We start from the raw sequence: 18936 nt of genomic DNA on the forward strand, positions 1-18936 counted from the left end.
TGCTCCTTAACGATTTTCCAATACCTTACGCACCGGCGCGAAACTGCGACGATGTTGCGGCAAAGGCCCTAATGCGGTGAGCTTTTCGAGGTGTAATTTTGTCGGATACCCCTTATGTTGAGCAAAGGCGTACTCGGGATATTGTCGATCCAGCTCTTCCATTTCTTGATCGCGCGCCACTTTGGCTAAAATTGACGCGGCGCTAATTTCCGCGACCAGACTGTCGCCTTTCACCACTGCTTGCGCCGGAATATCGAGATCGTTCGGAATTTTATTGCCGTCCAACAACACAAACTGCGGCCGAATCCGCAACGCTTGAACCGCACGAGTCATGGCCAGCAAGGAAGCTTGCAAAATATTGAGTTTGTCGATTTCTTCCGCTTCAGCGCGCCCGAGTGCCCACGCCAAGGCCTTTTGTTTGATTTCTGCGGCAAGCGCGAGGCGTTTTTTCTCTGACAATTTTTTGGAATCCGCCAAACCTTCAATTGGGTTATTCGGGTCAAGGATCACCGCAGCCGTCACCACCGCCCCGATCAACGGCCCGCGCCCCACTTCGTCCACGCCGGCGATAAGTCGGTAATCTTTAGGATAATCAAACATTTTTTGTGCCTTCCAATAAATCAATGACCGCTTGCGCAGCTTGCTGATCAGCACCGCATTGAATCAGCCGGTGCAACTCGGTGAAGCGCTGAATTAAAACTCGGCGATGTTCAAGCGCAGCCTCGTCTGTGGAAAAATATACCGCCAGTTTTTCAGCTAACAAGGCCGGGGTACATTCCTCTTGAATCATTTCCGGCACAAGCATTTCATCAGCAAGCAAATTCGGTAGAGAAATATATTTACTTTTCACCAAACGTTTAGCCAAACAATAAGTGAGCGCTTTCATTTTGTAGCCCACCACCATCGGCGATTTACACAGCATCGCTTCAAGCGCCGCGGTGCCGGAAGCAAGTAAAGCCGCATCGGCGGCAATCAGCACTTGGCGCGCATTGCCGTCAATGACGTGCATCGCTAAATTCGGTGCGACTTGCGCTTTAATTGCTTCAAATTGCGCGCGCCGTTTTTCATTCACCAATGGCACAAGAAATTGCAAATCAGGGAAGCGTTGTTTCAGCAACAACGCGGTTTGTAGGAAAGGCTCGGTTAAAAACGCCACTTCCGAGCCGCGGCTCCCCACCAAAATCGCCAAATAACGTTGATTCGCATCAAGATTTAGATGTTGACGGGCTTCAATGCGGTCCGGTTTTAGCGGAACGGCGTCCGCCATGGTATGACCAACAAAGCGGCAAGGCACGTTAAATTTATCGTAAAACGCTTTTTCAAAAGGCAAAAACGCCAATACTTGATGCGTTGCCTTGGCGATTTTATAAATACGATTCTGGCGCCATGCCCACACGGACGGGCTGACATAATGAATGGTTTTGATGCCATTAGCCTTTAATTTGAGTTCCACCCCCAAATTAAAATCCGGCGCATCAATGCCGATATAAACATCCGGCTTTTCGCGTAACATGGTTCGAATCACATTGTTACGGATTTTCAGCAGGCGCGGCAAATGTTTAAGAATTTCCGCCAACCCCATCACCGAAAGTTCTTCCATATCCACCAAACTTTCGCAGCCTTCCGCAAGCATACGCGGGCCGGCGATACCGATAAAACGCGCCTGCGGATAATGAATTTTGAGCTGACGAATTAAGCCTGCGCCGAGAATATCGCCGGACACTTCGCCGGCAACCAACGCGATGGTCGGATTTTTTTTATTCATTGAATTTATCCTAAAAAACAACCGCACTTTGAGCGTCAAAGAGCGGTTGAGCGGTTTATTGTTGTTTCTCCGGCCGCCGTTTCGCCGGGAAGGGAATGTTGAAAGCGGCGGGACGGGGCTTCAATGCGGTGCTATTTGATGACTTCGTTATGCACCCTTAATTAACGGATAATTCCGCGCGTAGAACGTTTGAAGAAATCGGTAAAGAAACTGATGGCTGAATCAGTTTCGGCAATTTGCTCAATTTCCGGCAAGACTTCTTCGAGAGTTTTGCCACTGCGGTAAATCATTTTGTACACGTTACGGATAGCATGCATAGTCGGTTTATCAAAACCGCGGCGTTTTAAGCCCTCCAAGTTCACCCCAAACGGACGCGCGTGGTTACCTTGCGCCATTACATAAGGCGGCACATCTTGACTTACCATCGAACCGCCGCCAAGCATGACATGTGCACCCACAACGACGAATTGGTGAATCGCCGACATACCGCCGACAATTACGAAATCATCAAGTTCTACGTGTCCGGCCAAGGTCGCGTTATTAGCAAGAATGCAGTTATTTTTGATTTGGCAATCATGTGCTACATGAACGTTAATCATCAGCAAATTGTTGTTGCCGATATAGGTTACGCCACCGCCTTGTATGGTACCGCGGTGAATAGTGACGTGTTCGCGAATTTTATTGCGGTTACCAATAACGGTTTTAGTGGCCTCGCCTTGATATTTTAAATCTTGGTTCACTTCTCCGATGCTGGCGAATTGATAAATTTCGTTATCTTCGCCGATTAACGTATCGCCACGTACCACTACGTGCGATTTCAGCACGGTGCGTGCTTTAATTTCAACGCTGCCTTCAACGATGCAGAAAGGACCGATAATCACGTTTTCGCCAATAACCGCGCCTTCTTCAACGAGAGCGGTCGGATGGATTTTTGCACTTGGGTGGATCATAGCTGCCTCTTAAATTAGCGACGTGCGCACATTAATTTCGCTTCACAAGCGACTTCGCCATTAACCGTCGCGATGCCGGTAAAAGCGGTAATGCCTCGGCGTTCTTTAATCACTTGAACATTGAGCTCCATTTGATCGCCGGGTAGCACCGGACGTTTGAAGCGCGCTTCGTCAATGCCGGCAAAATAGAATAGCTCACCGCCTTTGATTTCATGGGTTTTGAACGCCAAAATTCCCATAGATTGGGCAAGTGCTTCTAAAATTAACACACCGGGTAAAATCGGCTCGCCCGGAAAGTGACCGGTAAAGCAAGGCTCGTTCACACTGATATTTTTAATCGCTTTTAGCCACTCGCCTTCTTTGTAATCCAACACGCGATCTACCAACAAAAATGGATAGCGGTGCGGCAATAACGTCATAATTTCTTTTGCTTCGATCACTTTTGATTGCTGTTCTGACACGGTAATACCCTTAAAATATTTGTACAAATAGAAAAAAAAGACTTGCGGATTATACGATACTTATGGCTAAAAACAAAACGCACCGCAAAATACACGCCCCAAAAACTTGGACAGAAAATTAAAGCTAAGTTAAATATTAAACATGCTTAAATTGTTAATCCGAGGTTTAATGAACGACTTATTTTTTGCAAAGCAAGTACGATTTTTTATCCAAATTTCACTTGATTACATTAAACCAAAAAAATTAAACTAACTTTAAACTTAATAATGAACTGTATTTTAGCCTGGCGAGTTTGTGGGAAATTGCTATAAAATCCGGTCAAAAAGAGCCTAATTTTGAGATTAATGTGGAAAAGCTCGAACAGGGACTTCTTTCGGTAGGTTGCCGTCAGCTCCCCATTGAATTGCCTCATATTGTTAAATCGTCAAACTACCCTTTTATTTGTAAAAATCCCTTTGTTCGGCTCTTGCCGGCTCAAGCGGATATTGAAAACCTTTATTTCATGACAACCGACCGATTAATCGCTGAATACGCCAAACCGTTCATCTTAAACGCTAAAAAATAGGAATACATATGTTACATTTAACCCTTGAGGACGAGCTCTTTCTCGGTACACCAAAACAAGTCGGAACGCATTCCACCGTGCACGATCATCTCGCGGTAATGTTTGAAGATGACGGGCAAACCGGCTATTTTTACGCGCTTGATATGCGCCAAAACGAACAGCCGATTGCGGACATGTTGCACGTGTACAACGTAGATTCCGCATCAAACCACCATGAAGCGCGTAAACTCGAAATTTGTTGGGACGCAAGCGGTTATCTGGCATTGCTTTTAATTAACGGTTATCCGCATGCGGTATTTGATTTTGCCCGTCTCGTCGGTTATAACGGCAACAAGTATCCACAGCCGGATTTAATGAGTATGTGGACACACGAAGAAATCACCAACGACAAAGCCAGCCAATGGCTTAATGTACCAACTATCAAATAAATGAAATTTTATCGCAACCTCCAGCCCTTCAAAGTAATCAGCTTCGATTTGGACGACACCCTTTACGATAACCAAGACGTTATTCGCACCGCAGTAGCGCGTTTTGTGCAATTTACACAAACACTGACGCAATGCCCGACCTTTGAACAAGAGTGGCCGACTTGGAAAGCGCGTATCGCCCAACAAGATCCGATTTTAAGCGAAGATGTCACCCTATGGCGTAAAGAAGCGTTACGCCAATTTTTGCTCACACAAGGAAAAAATTCAGCAGAAATCGACCATGCATTAACTCTCGCCATTAATGAATTTCTCCATTGGCGTCATCAAATTGATTTACCGAGCGACACGCCAAACGTGTTGAACGAATTAAAAACGCGCTACCGATTAAGCGTCATCACTAACGGTAACGTAGAACCGGCGCGTATTCATTTATCTCAGTTTGAGTTGGTTTTACGTGGCGGTGAACACGGAAGAGCCAAACCGCATAAAGATTTGTTTCGCCAAACCGCCCGTTATTTCAAGGTAAAACCGCAAGAAATTTTACACGTGGGCGATAATTTAACCACCGACGTACAAGGCGCGATTCAAGCGGGTTGCCAAGCGGTATGGGTAAATTTATCAGATAACTCCCTTGCCGATTTTACCGAAGCAACCGTCTTACCGACTTTAGAAATCCATCACTTAAGCGAGCTAACTAAACTATGAAAAAACAAAATCAAATTCTCGTCACCCTTTCCATCGTCGCCCTGCTCGGTGGCTGTTCGGAAGAAGAAGTCCAACGCGACGTCTACCATTCCCTTGAAGACTGCCTTGCAGATTGGCAAAAAATCGAGCTTTGTGAAGCCGATAAAAATGGCCAAAACGCGCCGGCGACACAAATGAATACCGACCAACAAGCAACCCAACAAACCGGCAACGCTCTTTCTTCTGGTTTAGGCTTACGCAGCGCCGACAGTGACGCCAATGCGGTGCCAAATACGCAGTCCGGCAGCGAAACGAATGCTTCAACAACCGGCTCTAGCCAAGCCACCGGCAGCGAAGGCGCTTCACTAGGTTCAGCGATTGCCGGTGGTGTAATGGGCTATATGGCGGCACGAGCCATTAGCAATTTCTTAGGCCCAAGCTATCATCCGAGCAACCGTGCGGTTTCCACCCCAAGCGGTCAGGTGATTCAACCGCAAACCAATCGTTCCGTCGGCAAACCAATGTTGGTAAAAGGCAATGCCGGTAGCATGAACAGCAAACCGGTTTCGCGCGGCGGTTTCACTAGTCCGAGCAATTCCAACCGACAAAGTAGCGGAGGTTAATATGAAACGGGTTACCGGTTTTCCGACGCGCCCCGATATGGTGCAACAATTGCTTGATGTCGGCTTTGATTATTACAACCTGCCTTCAAGCGACGGCTCGCATTATTGGTCGGACAATGTCGCCTATGAATTTACCTTGACTGAAATCGACCGCATTGAAGACGCCACCAACGAACTACATGCGATGTGTTTGGATTTTGTCGCCGATGAAATCAAACAAGGCGACTACGCTTATTATCGTTTTACCGATTTGCAAAAGCAGTTGATTGAAGACGCGTGGCATAAACAAGCGCCCTATTTATACGGGCGTTTTGATTTCGGCTACGACGGCGAAAACTTAAAAATGTTCGAATACAATGCCGATACACCGACTTCATTGCTGGAAGCGGCGATAGTGCAATGGCAATGGTTGGAACAAATCGAGGGGTTACAATATCGCGACCAATTCAACTGGATCCACGAAGAATTGCTCAAACATTTCACCTTTCTAAAACAACAAAGCGGCAAAAACGATTTCTATTTCAGTGCCATGCAAGAAGCGGGACGCGAAGATTGGGGCAATTTAGATTATCTTGCCGATGTGGCTTATAACGCGGGTTGGAATATTCATCAACTTGCCGTAGAAGACATTGGTTACAACAAAGAAAATCAAGAATTTGTCGATTTGAACGATGCACCGATTGATATGTTATTCAAGCTCTATCCGCTCGAATGGCTCAGCGGCGCGGAATTTGCACGACATATTCCGAACGCGCATACAAGTTTTATTGAACCTGCTTGGAAAATGTTATTAAGCAACAAAGCCTTGCTCGCTAAGTTGTGGCAACGCTATCCTAACCACCCGAATTTATTGCCGGCATATTTTAATAAATTCGATATCACCGATAGAAAAGCCATTTGGGTAAAAAAACCGTTGCTTGGCCGCGAAGGCGCCAACGTGTTCTACTACGAAAAAAGCAACGGCGTGGAATTTGCCGCCAAAGGCAGCGAACACTCTGCTTTCTACGACACGTCCGGTTACATTTACCAGCAAAAGTTCGAGCTCCCGAATTTTGATGGCATGTATCCGGTAATCGGTTCCTGGGTCATCGGTGATGTGGCTTGCGGCATGGGCCTACGCGAAGATTTCACCGCTGTCACCGGCAACGACAGTCATTTCGTACCACATTATTTTGTGCCGTAAGGATAATTTTTCAGACAACCTGCCATGAACGAAACATTACTACAAACTCTCTCGACGCTTATCACCGAACAACGCAATCCGCATTCGATGGAGGTGGATTGCCTTTCCGCCTTAGAAATCGTGACGCTAATGAATACAGAAGACAAAAAGGTTCCTCTTGCCGTCGAACGCGTATTACCACAAATTGCACAGGCCGTGGAAGCCGTAGTAAAGGCCTTTCAATGCGGTGCCAGATTGGTCTATCTCGGCGCAGGCACCAGCGGCCGTTTAGGTGTATTAGACGCCTCGGAATGTCCGCCGACATTCGGCGTGCACAACGAAATGGTGAAAGGCATTATCGCCGGTGGCGAGCCTGCGATTCGTTATCCGATAGAGGGGGCGGAAGATAATTCGAACGCGGCCGTGACGGATTTACAAGCGATCGATTTCAATGCAAAAGACGTATTAGTGGGCATCGCGGCAAGCGGGCGCACACCTTATGTATTGAGCGCTTTAGGTTACGCCAAACAACTCGGTGCGATCACAGTTTCTATTGCCAGCAATCCGAACTCACCTATGGCGCAAACGGCGGATATCGCTATCGATACGCTGGTCGGTGCAGAAGTGCTGACCGGTTCTAGCCGTTTAAAATCCGGCACGGCACAAAAATTGGTACTCAACATGATCAGCACCGCATCCATGATTTTGCTCGGCAAATGCTATGAAAATTTGATGGTGGACATGCAAGCAAGTAACGAGAAACTTAAAGCACGCGCTGTTCGTATTGTAATGCAAGCTACCGAGTGCGACGAAACCATAGCCGAACAAACGCTAACGATAGCCGAACAAAATGCCAAGCTGGCAATTATGATACTTTTAAGCGGTTTAGAAAAAGACGAAGCGCAAGCCTTGTTGGAAAAAGAGAAAGGACGGCTGCGAAAAGCATTAGCCGGCAAAGAATAAAAAATCGGTCGGTTAAACGAACTTAACCGACCGATAATATTTATATCTTAAGGAAGTTCATCCACTTCGCGATCCGCTTTCGGCGGAATCATGTGTTCGCGGCGCAGCCCCACGTCGTAAGCGATTGCAATGGCGATAAAGATGGAAGAATAGGTACCAAAACCAATCCCGACCAACAACGCCAGCGAAAAGTTGTGAATAGACGGTCCGCCGAAGAAAAACAAGGCGATCACCACGATTAAAGTCGTCGCAGAGGTCATGATGGTTCTTGATAGGGTTTGCGTGAGGGAAATATCAATAATATCAATCGTATCTAACCGACGAATTTTACGGAAATTTTCCCGCACTCGGTCGAATACCACAATACTGTCGTTGATGGAATACCCTACTACGGAAAGAATCGCTGCCACGAAAGTTAAATCCATTTCCACTTGCAACGCTGAAAATACGCCAAGCGTAATAATCACGTCATGGGCGAGGGAAGCAATACCGCCGAAACCTAAACGCCATTCAAAGCGTGATCCAACGTAAAGCAACATCATAGCAAGCGTCGCTAAAGTTGCGTAAACCGCGCCCTGTGCCAATTCTTCTCCGACATTCGGACCAACAAATTCTACGCTCTTAATTTTAATGTTCGGATCTAATTCCACTAACATAGCTTTTACGCGATCACCAATGGTTACGTCGTTATCCGCCGCCGGTAAACGAATCATCACGTCTTGCACGGAACCGGTGGTTTGTACGATAGGGCTTTCGATGCCATGCTCGTTCAACTTAGCGCGAATTTGATCCAAGTTCGCAACTTGCGAGAAACGGGTATCAAATACTACACCGCCGGTAAAATCCAAGCCCCAGTTAAAACCTTTAGTGATAATGAAAAACAGCGAAATCACCATCGCAAAGGCAGAAAATAAATAACCCCATTTACGCACTTTCATAAATTCGGTCAATGGGAACGGGAGTTTAATTCCATTGATTTCACGAATAAAATGCCCGTCTTTATCTTTTGCAAAAAGTTTCATCATTCCCTGCCTAAATTGATAATTTCTTAATATTTTTTCCACCGTAAATTGCGTTCACAAGGGCGCGCGTTCCTGTAATTGCAGTAAACATGGAAATCGCTACCCCTAAGGAAAGGGTGATCGCAAAGCCTTGAATCGGACCGGTACCGACGGCATAAAGAATGATTGCCGTTAAAATAGTGGTTAAATTGGCATCGAAGATAGATGTAAATGCGCCGTTATAACCTTCATTAATCGCTTGCTGAATCGGGCGACCATTACGGATTTCTTCTTTAATCCGTTCGAAGATTAACACGTTGGCGTCCACAGACATTCCCAAAGTTAATACGATACCCGCAATTCCCGGCATAGAAAGCGTTGCACCCGGTAGGATTGACATCAAACCAACTAACAAAACGATATTAATTACCATAGCTAAACTCGCGATAACGCCGAAAACTTTATAGTAAAACAGCATAAACAGGATCACCGCAATTAACCCCCAAAAACTCGCATCCAAGCCCTGTTCCACGTTTTGCGCGCCAAGTGATGGACCGATAGTGCGTTCCTCCACGATTTGCACTGGTGCGATCAAAGCACCGGATTTTAATAACGTGGAAAGATTATTCGCTTCCGCCATACTGCTTACGCCGGTAATTTGGAAATTCGCACCGAAACGCGCCTGAATGGTCGCCACGTTAATCACTTCTTCGCTTTTCTCTAAAATGGTTTTACCGTTCTCATCTTTTTTGCCGTTGTCTTTATATTCAACATAAAGGGTCGCCATCGGTTTTTTATAAAATTTCTTAGTGATTTGCGACATTTGATCGCCGCCTTCGCTATCTAAAGTAACGCTAACTTGCGGCGTGCCGGATTGCTGATCCAATGCGGCGCTGGAATTGATAATATGCTCACCGCCCAAAGAAGGACGTTTTAATAAAACCACGGGCATACCTTGACGGTCATATTTCACTTCAGAATCTGCCGGAACAATACCCCGTGCCGCTGCTTCAACATTCGCCGTCGGATTCACTAGGCGGAACTCAAGAGTGGCGGTCGCACCTAAAATTTCCTTCGCGCGGGCGGTATCTTGCACACCCGGCAATTCGATCACAATGCGTTCAGCGCCTTGCCGTTGAATCACCGCTTCCGCCACGCCTAATTCAGACACCCGCTTACGCAAAATAGTTAAGTTTTGTTCAATCGCCAAATCCCGCGCTTCATTCAATGCGGTGCCGGAAAGAGATAAGGTTAAGGTATCACCGGAATCGCTCACATCCAGGGTCGGATGCGCTTGACGAATAATCCGACCGGCTTTGGAAATTTGAGCGCTATCGGCCAAGGTAACCGTCGTGCCGAAATTATCGGCATTTTTAATTGCAGTATATTGAATTTTTTCTTTACGAAGTTCGGTACGCAAGCTGTCCTGCAATTGTTCTTGGCGTTTTGCCAAAGCGGAATTCATATCCACTTCCATCAAAAAACGTACCCCGCCGCGCAAATCCAAGCCCCATTTCATCGGGTTGGCGCCAAGCGTGCTTAACCACGCGGGCGTAGCCGGAGCAAGGTTCAATGCGGTGGTGTAATGATTACCGAGTTTTTCGGCAATTTTATCCTTGGCAAGTAATTGATCATCGGTATTGCTGAAACGGGCAAGAATCGAACCCTGTTCGAGGATCACTGATTTGGCAGTAAGATTATTATCTTTTAACACTTCTTGAACTTGGCTCAACGCCGTCGTATCAGCTTGTTGCCCGCGTGTACCGGAAATTTGCACGGCCGGATCTTCACCGTAAATATTTGGAAGAGAATATAAAACACCAATGGCGACCACGAGGATCACCATTAGATTCTTCCATAATGGGTAACGATTTAACATAGTTTTCCCTTGGGTATGGAGGATTAAAGCGTTTTGACAGAACCTTTCGGCAGGATGGTTACAATGTAGTTACGGTTGATTGTGATTTCTGTATTTTCATTTAACGCGATCACTACACTGTTGTTGTCTTCGATAACTTTGGTGATTTTGCCCATCATACCGCCGGCAGTTAACACCTCAGTGCCTTTAGCCAGTTCGGACATCAGTTTTTTGTGTTCTTTGTTGCGTTTCGCTTGTGGACGATAAATCATAAAGTAAAAAATTAAACCGAAAATCACGAAAATAAATAACGTGGACATTGGGTTTTGTGCTTCCATTGTAAGTTTTCCTTATTAAGTTGAATTAAGTTGAAATTTGGGCGCTAAAATACCATAAATCGCGTGAAATGTGAAAAGCATATTGAACATTACACGAAAAGCGCGCGCTTGATATTGTAAAAAAATGTACCTTTTCTCCCGTTAATTTGGTGCCTTCGCACGACTAACCTTTACACTAATTTTGCCTCTTTGGCTGACCACATTGAACACGGCTCATTCAATGCGGTGCTTATTTGAGACTTCAATGCGGTGCTCGTTTGGGATTTCAATGCGGTGCCAAAAATGAAGCTCGCAAAAAGCGTCGTCGAATGTGTTTATGGTCGGCACGGCTGGATAAAAAAGGGCGGCGACAAATTAACGTTTACGGATTATTAATGTTTGATCTGCCTCGTATTGGCAATGGCAAAGGTACATTTCACAAAGTCGTTGGATTTCGCGCCAATCACTGTCGCCAGAAAGTAAAACCGATAATTTATCCTCCGCCGTTAGCCGCAACAGCGCTTGCTTCACCATCAATAGCGGCAACGGGCAACGATAATCGCGGGTATCGAGTAGATAATCCATACATTACACAAGGCGCCGTTTTGACATAATCGCGCCCATCGCCTTTAATTCTGCCTCGCTCAAATAACGTTTTCCCAACTCAAACAATGGTTCTTCAATAGCGATATGCCGGTCGTAAGCCGCAACGAAACGCTGAATCAGCACCGCATCCACCTTATCACATTGTTGCGCAACAAGACTTTCGAGTTGTGCCGCAAGTAAACGCCAATTTTCATGCAAATCAACATGTTGGCGTTCCAATTCATCCACCTTCGCTTTCGCTTCAGGCAGTTTGGCAATCAGGGCGGGGAAAAAATCCTTTTCCTCATCGTCATGATGCAGCGGCGCGGATTGATTGAAATAGTTTAGAATTTGTCGCACATCGTTTTTTACCGCCTGATTGCAACCGTGTTTCGTCAAATAATCAGGCAAAATCGTCAGCTGTCGACAAAAACGCTTCACTTTACCGTGGCAAGCGTACAGCATTTCAATGGGTTCGTTCCAGCTAGCGAATTGTTGGGGTTCTAGAATTTGCATACATGCTCCTGTTATTGGAAAAGTGCGGTCGATTTGAAAACGTTTTTAAAAATAACCACACTTTTCACTGATTATTGCGCTGTTTCAGCTAATTGTAACGGTGGAACGGGTTTGCCAATTCGCGCATAAAACGCCACCACAAAATCCTCAAAACGATCCGCTTCGATTGCTTGACGGATTTCCGCCATTAAGCGTTGGTAATAACGTAAATTGTGAATAGTATTAAGACGCGCGCCTAGGATTTCGCCGCATTTGTCCAAATGATACAAATAGGCTTTGCTGTAATGTTTGCAGGTGTAACAATCGCAGTGCGGATCCAATGGGCTGGTGTCATCGCGATATTTGGCATTGCGGATTTTTACAATACCATCGGTGACGAATAAATGTCCGTTCCGCGCGTTGCGGGTCGGCATCACGCAATCAAACATATCGATCCCGCGCCGCACGCCCTCCACCAAATCTTCCGGTTTGCCCACGCCCATTAAATAACGCGGTTTATCGGCAGGAATTTGCGGGCAAATGTATTCCAAAATGCGGTGCATATCTTCTTTTGGTTCACCCACGGCCAAACCGCCCACGGCATAGCCATCAAAACCGATGTTCACTAAGCCTTCCAAGGAAACCTTACGCAATTCCTCAAAGGTGCCGCCTTGAATAATGCCGAACAAGGCATTTTTATTGCCCAATTCGTCAAAACGTTTGCGACTGCGTTGCGCCCAGCGTAAGGACATTTCCATAGATTGCTTGGCGTAATCAAAAGTGGCGGGATAAGGCGTGCATTCGTCGAAAATCATCACAATGTCGGACCCCAAATCATATTGAATTTCCATTGATTTTTCAGGGGAAAGAAAAATGCGTTCGCCATTAATCGGGTTTTGGAATTTTACGCCTTCTTCGGTAATTTTGCGTAATTTGCCCAAACTGAATACTTGGAAACCGCCGGAATCCGTGAGAATCGGGCGATGCCACTGCATAAAATCGTGCAAATCACCGTGTTTACGCATGACTTCTTGCCCCGGACGCAACCACAAATGGAAAGTGTTACCGAGCAAAATTTCCGCACCGGTGGCGCGCACTTCTTCCGGCGTCATGCCTTTTACCGTGCCGTAAGTTCCCACCGGCATAAACGCCGGCGTTTCCACGCTAAAGGTGCCTTGTGGACGTTCAAAGATCAGACGACCGCGACGGGCATTACCGCTGATTTTATCTAATTCATACTTCATTTTTTCCTCAACGAATAAACAGTTCGAAGGTTTTAGCCAATAAAAAAGCCTGTTGATACAGGCTCTGCGCATTTTATGGAGTACTCGGAAATAAGTCAAACCGCTTATTTCCAAGCCTTCACCTCAGGATTCTTGGAAATAAACATCGCATCACCGTAACTGAAAAAACGATAACGATTTTCCACCGCACTTTTATAGGCATTCATCGTATGCGAAAAACCGGCAAAGGCGGAAACCAACATAATCAGCGTGCTTTCCGGCAAATGGAAGTTGGTAATCAAACAATCCACGATGCGAAATTTTTTGCCGGGATAAATAAAAATCGACGTATCGGAAAAATAAGGTTCGATCATCTCGCCATTGCCGTTTTCCTGCGCCGACAATGCCGCCGTTTCAACGGAGCGCACGGAAGTAGTGCCCACCGCAATCACACGTTTGCCCGCTTTTTTAGTCTCAATGATCGCATTGCAGACTTCTTGCGAAAGTTCTACGTATTCCGCATGCATAATATGCTCTTCAATATTTGCCACGCGTACCGGTTGGAACGTTCCGGCGCCGACGTGTAGCGTAACGAATTGGAAATTCACGCCTTTGGCGCGCAGTTTTTCCAATAATTCATCGTCGAAATGCAATCCGGCAGTCGGTGCGGCCACCGCACCGGGCACCTTACCATAAACCGTTTGATAACATTCTTGATCCGCTTCTTCGTCAGGGCGATCAATATAAGGCGGCAGCGGCATATGGCCGATTTGTTGCAACGCGTTTAGCAGCGTACCGGATTTGTCGGCTAATTCCACTTCAAACAACGCGCCGTGACGGGCATTCATTATTGCTTTAACGCCGTTGTTTTCGCCGAGCTTGTCTTCGCCTAAAAATAATTCGGCACCTGCTTTCGGTGCTTTGGAAGAACGAATATGCGCCAGAAAACGCTGCTCATCCAACATCCGCTCCACCAGCACTTCGATTTTACCGCCGCTGGCTTTACGTCCAAACATACGTGCGGGAATCACCCGTGTGTCGTTGAAAATTAACAAATCACCTTCGTTAATCAAGTCGAGCACATCGGTAAAAGTACGATGGAAAAGTTCGCCGGTTTCGCCATTTAATTGCAATAGTCGGCAAGAAGAACGATCTTCTTTCGGATAACGGGCGATCAGTTCATCCGGCAAATCAAAATAAAAATCGGAAACACGCATAATATTTTTACACTTAAGGAAATTTTAAGGGGAAACGCGACATTTCCCCTTACTGCTATAAAATCATTTTCACTAACTTATCCGCTTGAATGCGGGCGAATTTTTTCAGTAATTTTTGCACCGGTTCCGGATACTGAGAAAGCTCTTCAAGCTCGGAATAATGCTTTAACACGGTGGTATGTTGGCGAATATGTTGCAATTCTTTGGCAACTTGCGGCCGTAATTCGTGCTGCGGATCACGAATCAACAAACCGTTTTCCGCATCCAAACGCCAAGCGCGCGGATTCAAATTATTACCGGTGAGTAAAATATAATCATTATCCACCCACACGCCTTTTAAATGATAGGTATTGTCGCCGTCTTTCCATAAGCGAACGCAAAGCTGACCGCGTTCGATTTCGCCTTCAAATTTTTCGCAAAAACGACGCAAATTACTTTCGTATAAATAAGGCAAAGCGCCCGCCATTTTGAAGGGCTGTGTCGGCGGAATGTAAAAATCATTCGCCACCTTGTCACCCACGATAATTTCCACTTGCTTGCCCTGCTCCAACAACGCCGCGATTTTTTGTTGCAAGGTGCGCGGAAAATTAAAATACGGCGTGCAAATAATCAAATTTTGTTGCGTTTTCAGGAACAATTTTTTGATTACTTGATTGAGTTCGTTGCCCGATGCGCCCAAACCAAATAACGGCGAAACACTTAAAACGTCGGAACATTCGCCCGCATTTGGCAAATTGTATTCGGCGTGGTTGGCCAGATTTTTACGATACGCACGAATCGCCGCACGAATTTCCTTAGTCCGCGGGCGATTACCAACATCAAGCGGGAACACCGCATTGAAATCCAATAAATAGTCGTTGATAAAATTCACCATCGCATCCGCCAGCACCGCATTGGTAATTTTTTGGTAGCGGTCGTAACGATATTTGTCCTGTTGTTGCAAATACACATTATTAATGCTGGCGCCGCTATACAGCACGCTGTCGTCAAACACGAAACCTTTGACATGCAACACGCCGAACACTTCGCGCGTATTAATCGGCACACCGAAAAACATATTCGGATCGTCAGGCAGTTGGTAGGTTTGACGTTGCTCGCAATACCAATCGGCATTAGTGGCCGATTTTTCAGCGCCCAATAAATTGCGCTGGGCACGATGCCAATCCACTAAAATTTTTACATCCAAATCCGGGTGTCGTTGCTTCGCCCGATAGATTTCGTCCAAAATTTCTTGCCCCGCATCGTCTTTTTGCCAGTAAAGTGCGGTGATATAAATGCGTTTTTTGGCATTTCGAATCAATTCAATAATCTGCGTTTTAAATTCGGCCGGGCTGAACAAAAATTCCACTTGCGTTTTTTCTAACGGCAAAAAAGGCAAGTTTCGGATGTTTTGCTCGGCACGTTTGAATTTATTGATTAACATAATTTATCTCTGCAATTTCTATCAGCCATTTTAAGAATGGGCTAGTTTACAATATTTCCCCGGCAGATTGACAGAAAAAAGCTTTTTTTTCGTCACAATGCCGAATGAATTTTCGCCGTTTTCGACTAATTCTTGTCCGGCAAATCTTTTCCACAACGCAGTCCGCAACATTCCTTCGAACCTTCAAATGAGCACCGCATTGAAAGCCCTACCGAAGCGTCCCAATGCGCGCTGAAAGGTCGCCAAATCAACCACGCGTTGAACATAAGACGGCAGAAAACCTTTTCGTTATGGCGGGGCTTCAATGCGGTGCTCTACGACGAGCTCGCGGCGGCGGACATCGATGCGCTACCGATTGAACGCGCAAAACATTTGGGGGCGCAAAGCAAAAGATCTATACTATGCCCGTTTGTTATTTCACTCGGAGTTTTTATGCCGGAACGTTCTACCAATATTACCACTCACGATCCTTTCGGCAGCCTGCTCGGTTACGCACCGGGTGGCGTTGCCATTTATTCTTCCGATTACACCACGGCCGACGAAGCAGAGTTTCCCGATGATGCCGCCTTTCGCAGTTATTTAGGACGCGAATATATGGGCTACAAATGGCAATGTGTGGAATTTGCGCGCCGTTATTTATATCTCAATCACGGCATGGTGTTTACCGACGTGGGCATGGCCTATGAAATTTTTTCGTTGCGTTTTCTGCGCCAAGTGACGAACGACGCCTTGTTACCGTTGCAAGCTTTTGCCAACGGTAGCAAACGCAAACCCGAAGCCGGTGCGCTTTTGATTTGGCAAGAAGGTGGTGAATTTAAACATACCGGTCACGTAGCAATTATCACCGAAGTATTAGACGATAAAATCCGCATCGCCGAGCAAAATGTGATTCACTCACGTCTGCCGAGCGGGCAACAATGGACGCGCGAGCTGCCAATGCGGTGCTCAAACGGTTATCTGTTGCAAGATACCTTCGACGATACGGAAATTTTAGGCTGGATGATTCAAACCGCGGATACGCAATACAGCCTGCCACGGCCGACGCCAAAACCGGAAGATTTGGTGATTAAAGCAGGACATATTGAAAATAAAGGTCAATTTGAAGGCCATTGGCTAGATGAATCGAAGCCGTTCGACGCCGCTTACGTGAAAGCGATGCACGGCCATCGCGTCAGCCGTTCGGATCAATATCGTTATTTCGCCATTTCCGAAAACGCTCAACATGAACTGATTCGTGCCACCAACGAACTGCATTTAATGTATTTACACGCCACCGACAAAGTGCTGCAAGACGATAAATTACTGCAATATTTCAATATTCCTAAACTACTTTGGCCGCGCTTGCGTTTGTCTTGGCAGAATCGTCGTTATCAAACCATCACCGGCCGTTTGGATTTTTGTCTGGACGAGCGTGGACTAAAAGTGTACGAATATAATGCGGATTCCGCATCTTGCCACGCCGAGGCCGGCGAAATAATGAATCGTTGGGCACAACAGGCGGGACTTAAGCTAGGAGAAAACCCTGGTGAAGGTTTGCGCAATGCCTTGGCGGATTGTTGGCAACACAGCCGCGCCAGCAAATTAGTGCATATTTTGCAAGATCACGACGATGAAGAAGATTATCACGCGCTGTTTATGCACCAAGCACTACTCCAAGGCGGCTTTCAAGCAAAAATTATTCACGGCACGGAAGGGCTGCATTGGGATAATCGCGGTCGCTTGTTGGACGATGAAAACCACCAAATCCAAAGCGTGTGGAAAACTTGGGCGTGGGAAACCATGTTGGAGCAATTGCGCGAAGACGCGACAGGACAAGAAGTGGCGCCGCCGATTCGGACCGGCTATGCGGAAGATAAAGTGCGCCTAATCGACGTTTTGTTGCGGCCCGAAGTACAAGTTTACGAACCACTTTGGACGGCGATTCCAAGCAATAAAGCGATTTTGCCGGTGTTGTGGTCGTTATTCCCGAATCATCGTTATTTGTTGGAAGCGAGTTTCGAACTGACACCGGAATTAATCAAAAACGGTTACGCGCAAAAACCGATTGCCGGCCGCCGCGGCGACAACGTGAAATTATTCGGCGATGACAATTTGGTGTTAAATAGCACGGATGGACGTTTCGGCAAACAAGAAAACATTTACCAACAGCTTTGGTGTTTACCGAAAGTGGAAGATCAATATTTACAAATCTGCACTTTTACCGTTGGCGGGCATTACGGCGGCAGTTGTTTACGTTCCGACCCAAGCCGGGTGATTATGGGCGACAGCGATATGCAACCGCTGCGTGTATTGTCGGAAAAGGATTTTCAAACCAAATAAATTCTCTAACTCAATGCGGTGCTGATTAGCCACTTCAGCGCTTTCATTTCTCACCTTGCAGCCACAAAAAACCGCAGGTTTTCACCTGCGGTTTTCGTTTGTTCGTGTAAACAAAGTGCGACAAGGAAACCGCACTTTTTTCACCGAATGAAAGATTAAAGATAGTAATGGCCTAAATAGTTTAATTTTTCATCAAGTTTTAACACAAGTGGTTGGCCGGTCGGGATTTCAAAATCCATAATTTCCGCGTCGGAAATGCCGATGATGTGTTTTGCCAAAGCGCGTAAGGAATTGCCGTGCGCGACCACCAATGCACGTTTGCCGGCGAGTAAGGCCGGAGCAATTTGATCTTCCCAGAATGGGAGGGCGCGCTCTAAGGTTAATTTTAAGTTTTCAGCATTCGGTACGATGTCTTTTGGTAAGTTGGCGTAACGACGGTCATTATGGGCGGAATTCGGATCTGCCGGGTCTAAATCCGGTGGGGAGATGTCGTAAGAACGGCGCCAGATGTGCACTTGTTCGTCACCGTATTGTTCAGCGGTGGCTTTTTTGTCCAAACCTTGTAGCGCGCCGTAGTGACGTTCATTCAAGCGCCAGTTTTTCACTTGTGGAATCCATAATTGGTGAGATTCTTCCAATACAATGTTACAGGTTTTGATGGCGCGGGTGAGGACGGAGGTGAAGGCAATGTCAAATTCATAGCCGGCTTCGAATAATTTTTTACCGGCCGCCTTGGCTTCTTCCACGCCGCGTTCAGTAAGATTGACGTCGCGCCAGCCGGTGAATAGGTTTTTTGCGTTCCATTCACTGAAACCATGACGAATAAAGACTAATTCCATAGGATTCTCCTTGTTGTAGGTAAATTAAAAACGCGCATTTTATAGCAAAAAAAACCA

Annotated in this window: 20 protein-coding genes; 7 read left to right on the forward strand and 13 right to left on the reverse strand. The window is 46.3% G+C overall.

What is annotated here, in order from left to right; all coding sequences use genetic code 11:
* Positions 1-6 precede the first annotated feature (6 nt).
* The 4 genes from rnhB to fabZ form a co-directional block, all read right to left on the reverse strand.
* Complete coding sequence (rnhB, locus tag AB3F25_RS07945; protein ID WP_373603306.1) at positions 7-600, reverse strand: ribonuclease HII; 594 nt, start codon at positions 598-600, stop codon at positions 7-9.
* On the reverse strand, positions 593-1765 hold the full coding sequence (gene lpxB / locus AB3F25_RS07950) for a lipid-A-disaccharide synthase (RefSeq protein ID WP_373603307.1): 1173 nt from the start codon (positions 1763-1765) through the stop codon (positions 593-595). Before lpxB ends, rnhB begins: the two co-directional genes overlap by 8 nt.
* 161 nt (positions 1766-1926) lie before the next feature.
* The gene (gene lpxA, locus AB3F25_RS07955) at positions 1927-2715 is read right to left on the reverse strand and encodes an acyl-ACP--UDP-N-acetylglucosamine O-acyltransferase (RefSeq protein WP_373603308.1); all 789 of its coding nucleotides are present in this window, start codon (positions 2713-2715) and stop codon (positions 1927-1929) included.
* 14 nt (positions 2716-2729) lie between these two features.
* Positions 2730-3176, reverse strand: coding sequence for a 3-hydroxyacyl-ACP dehydratase FabZ (gene fabZ / locus AB3F25_RS07960; RefSeq protein WP_373603309.1), 447 nt, complete (start codon positions 3174-3176; stop codon positions 2730-2732).
* A gap of 293 nt (positions 3177-3469) precedes the next feature.
* Here fabZ and AB3F25_RS07965 point away from each other — a divergent pair, with 293 nt between their 5' ends.
* Genes AB3F25_RS07965 through murQ form a run of 6 tightly spaced genes read left to right on the forward strand, consistent with a single transcriptional unit; the run spans position 3470 to position 7602 of the window.
* The gene (locus AB3F25_RS07965; RefSeq protein ID WP_373603310.1) at positions 3470-3742 is read left to right on the forward strand and encodes a hypothetical protein; all 273 of its coding nucleotides are present in this window, start codon (positions 3470-3472) and stop codon (positions 3740-3742) included.
* Positions 3743-3750: 8 nt separating this feature from the next.
* Positions 3751-4170 carry a DUF2251 domain-containing protein gene (locus AB3F25_RS07970; RefSeq protein ID WP_373603311.1) on the forward strand — a complete coding sequence of 140 codons (420 nt, stop codon included), beginning with the start codon at positions 3751-3753 and terminating at the stop codon, positions 4168-4170.
* Positions 4171-4875 carry an HAD-IA family hydrolase gene (locus AB3F25_RS07975; RefSeq protein WP_373603312.1) on the forward strand — a complete coding sequence of 235 codons (705 nt, stop codon included), beginning with the start codon at positions 4171-4173 and terminating at the stop codon, positions 4873-4875. It abuts the gene before it with no gap.
* A complete protein-coding gene (locus tag AB3F25_RS07980; RefSeq protein WP_373603313.1) occupies positions 4872-5477 on the forward strand; it encodes a hypothetical protein in 606 nt (201 codons plus the stop codon). Before AB3F25_RS07975 ends, AB3F25_RS07980 begins: the two co-directional genes overlap by 4 nt.
* A 1-nt stretch (position 5478) precedes the next feature.
* Positions 5479-6660, forward strand: a complete 1182-nt coding sequence (locus AB3F25_RS07985; RefSeq protein WP_373603314.1) for a glutathionylspermidine synthase family protein — start codon at positions 5479-5481, stop codon at positions 6658-6660.
* Between the two features lie 24 nt (positions 6661-6684).
* A complete protein-coding gene (murQ, locus tag AB3F25_RS07990; RefSeq protein WP_373603315.1) occupies positions 6685-7602 on the forward strand; it encodes an N-acetylmuramic acid 6-phosphate etherase in 918 nt (305 codons plus the stop codon).
* Between the two features lie 47 nt (positions 7603-7649).
* On the opposite strand, the gene secF is transcribed toward murQ, so the two are convergent.
* From secF to pssA, 8 genes are all read right to left on the reverse strand, one after another.
* Positions 7650-8624: a protein translocase subunit SecF gene (gene secF, locus AB3F25_RS07995; RefSeq protein ID WP_373604352.1), complete on the reverse strand. Its 975-nt coding sequence runs from the start codon at positions 8622-8624 to the stop codon at positions 7650-7652.
* A 10-nt stretch (positions 8625-8634) separates the two neighbouring features.
* A complete protein-coding gene (gene secD / locus AB3F25_RS08000; RefSeq protein ID WP_373603316.1) occupies positions 8635-10482 on the reverse strand; it encodes a protein translocase subunit SecD in 1848 nt (615 codons plus the stop codon).
* A 23-nt stretch (positions 10483-10505) separates the two neighbouring features.
* On the reverse strand, positions 10506-10799 hold the full coding sequence (gene yajC, locus AB3F25_RS08005; protein WP_373603317.1) for a preprotein translocase subunit YajC: 294 nt from the start codon (positions 10797-10799) through the stop codon (positions 10506-10508).
* 354 nt (positions 10800-11153) lie between these two features.
* The gene (locus AB3F25_RS08010) at positions 11154-11363 is read right to left on the reverse strand and encodes a sulfurtransferase TusA family protein (protein ID WP_373603318.1); all 210 of its coding nucleotides are present in this window, start codon (positions 11361-11363) and stop codon (positions 11154-11156) included.
* Between the two features lie 3 nt (positions 11364-11366).
* Entirely contained in the window at positions 11367-11879 is a 513-nt protein-coding gene (locus AB3F25_RS08015) for a hemerythrin domain-containing protein (protein WP_373603319.1), read from the reverse strand.
* Between the two features lie 71 nt (positions 11880-11950).
* Positions 11951-13102, reverse strand: a complete 1152-nt coding sequence (gene tgt, locus AB3F25_RS08020; protein ID WP_373603320.1) for a tRNA guanosine(34) transglycosylase Tgt — start codon at positions 13100-13102, stop codon at positions 11951-11953.
* Positions 13103-13206: 104 nt separating this feature from the next.
* The gene (queA, locus tag AB3F25_RS08025; protein WP_373603321.1) at positions 13207-14298 is read right to left on the reverse strand and encodes a tRNA preQ1(34) S-adenosylmethionine ribosyltransferase-isomerase QueA; all 1092 of its coding nucleotides are present in this window, start codon (positions 14296-14298) and stop codon (positions 13207-13209) included.
* A gap of 55 nt (positions 14299-14353) precedes the next feature.
* Positions 14354-15721: a CDP-diacylglycerol--serine O-phosphatidyltransferase gene (gene pssA, locus AB3F25_RS08030; protein WP_373603322.1), complete on the reverse strand. Its 1368-nt coding sequence runs from the start codon at positions 15719-15721 to the stop codon at positions 14354-14356.
* A 432-nt stretch (positions 15722-16153) separates the two neighbouring features.
* Between pssA and gss the strand changes: the two genes are divergently transcribed.
* Positions 16154-18040 carry a bifunctional glutathionylspermidine amidase/synthase gene (gss, locus tag AB3F25_RS08035; protein ID WP_373604353.1) on the forward strand — a complete coding sequence of 629 codons (1887 nt, stop codon included), beginning with the start codon at positions 16154-16156 and terminating at the stop codon, positions 18038-18040.
* A gap of 155 nt (positions 18041-18195) precedes the next feature.
* Here gss and AB3F25_RS08040 read toward each other — a convergent pair whose 3' ends face one another.
* Positions 18196-18879 carry a 2,3-diphosphoglycerate-dependent phosphoglycerate mutase gene (locus AB3F25_RS08040; RefSeq protein WP_373603323.1) on the reverse strand — a complete coding sequence of 228 codons (684 nt, stop codon included), beginning with the start codon at positions 18877-18879 and terminating at the stop codon, positions 18196-18198.
* Positions 18880-18936: the final 57 nt, after the last annotated feature.

Source organism: Aggregatibacter sp. HMT-949, assembly GCF_041734645.1.
Lineage (GTDB): Bacteria > Pseudomonadota > Gammaproteobacteria > Enterobacterales > Pasteurellaceae > Rodentibacter.

Excerpts from the sequence above, each read along its gene's own strand:
- AB3F25_RS07985 (WP_373603314.1), top strand. The coding sequence starts at position 5,479 with ATGAAACGGGTTACCGGTTTTCCGACGCGCCCCGATATGGTGCAACAA.
- AB3F25_RS07975 (WP_373603312.1), top strand. The coding sequence starts at position 4,171 with ATGAAATTTTATCGCAACCTCCAGCCCTTCAAAGTAATCAGCTTCGAT.
- AB3F25_RS07980 (WP_373603313.1), top strand. The coding sequence starts at position 4,872 with ATGAAAAAACAAAATCAAATTCTCGTCACCCTTTCCATCGTCGCCCTG.
- tgt (WP_373603320.1), bottom strand. The coding sequence starts at position 13,102 with ATGAAGTATGAATTAGATAAAATCAGCGGTAATGCCCGTCGCGGTCGT.
- murQ (WP_373603315.1), top strand. The coding sequence starts at position 6,685 with ATGAACGAAACATTACTACAAACTCTCTCGACGCTTATCACCGAACAA.
- rnhB (WP_373603306.1), bottom strand. The coding sequence starts at position 600 with ATGTTTGATTATCCTAAAGATTACCGACTTATCGCCGGCGTGGACGAA.
- yajC (WP_373603317.1), bottom strand. The coding sequence starts at position 10,799 with ATGGAAGCACAAAACCCAATGTCCACGTTATTTATTTTCGTGATTTTC.
- queA (WP_373603321.1), bottom strand. The coding sequence starts at position 14,298 with ATGCGTGTTTCCGATTTTTATTTTGATTTGCCGGATGAACTGATCGCC.
- lpxB (WP_373603307.1), bottom strand. The coding sequence starts at position 1,765 with ATGAATAAAAAAAATCCGACCATCGCGTTGGTTGCCGGCGAAGTGTCC.
- AB3F25_RS07970 (WP_373603311.1), top strand. The coding sequence starts at position 3,751 with ATGTTACATTTAACCCTTGAGGACGAGCTCTTTCTCGGTACACCAAAA.
- pssA (WP_373603322.1), bottom strand. The coding sequence starts at position 15,721 with ATGTTAATCAATAAATTCAAACGTGCCGAGCAAAACATCCGAAACTTG.
- AB3F25_RS08040 (WP_373603323.1), bottom strand. The coding sequence starts at position 18,879 with ATGGAATTAGTCTTTATTCGTCATGGTTTCAGTGAATGGAACGCAAAA.
- gss (WP_373604353.1), top strand. The coding sequence starts at position 16,154 with ATGCCGGAACGTTCTACCAATATTACCACTCACGATCCTTTCGGCAGC.
- secF (WP_373604352.1), bottom strand. The coding sequence starts at position 8,624 with ATGAAACTTTTTGCAAAAGATAAAGACGGGCATTTTATTCGTGAAATC.
- AB3F25_RS08010 (WP_373603318.1), bottom strand. The coding sequence starts at position 11,363 with ATGGATTATCTACTCGATACCCGCGATTATCGTTGCCCGTTGCCGCTA.
- secD (WP_373603316.1), bottom strand. The coding sequence starts at position 10,482 with ATGTTAAATCGTTACCCATTATGGAAGAATCTAATGGTGATCCTCGTG.
- AB3F25_RS08015 (WP_373603319.1), bottom strand. The coding sequence starts at position 11,879 with ATGCAAATTCTAGAACCCCAACAATTCGCTAGCTGGAACGAACCCATT.
- lpxA (WP_373603308.1), bottom strand. The coding sequence starts at position 2,715 with ATGATCCACCCAAGTGCAAAAATCCATCCGACCGCTCTCGTTGAAGAA.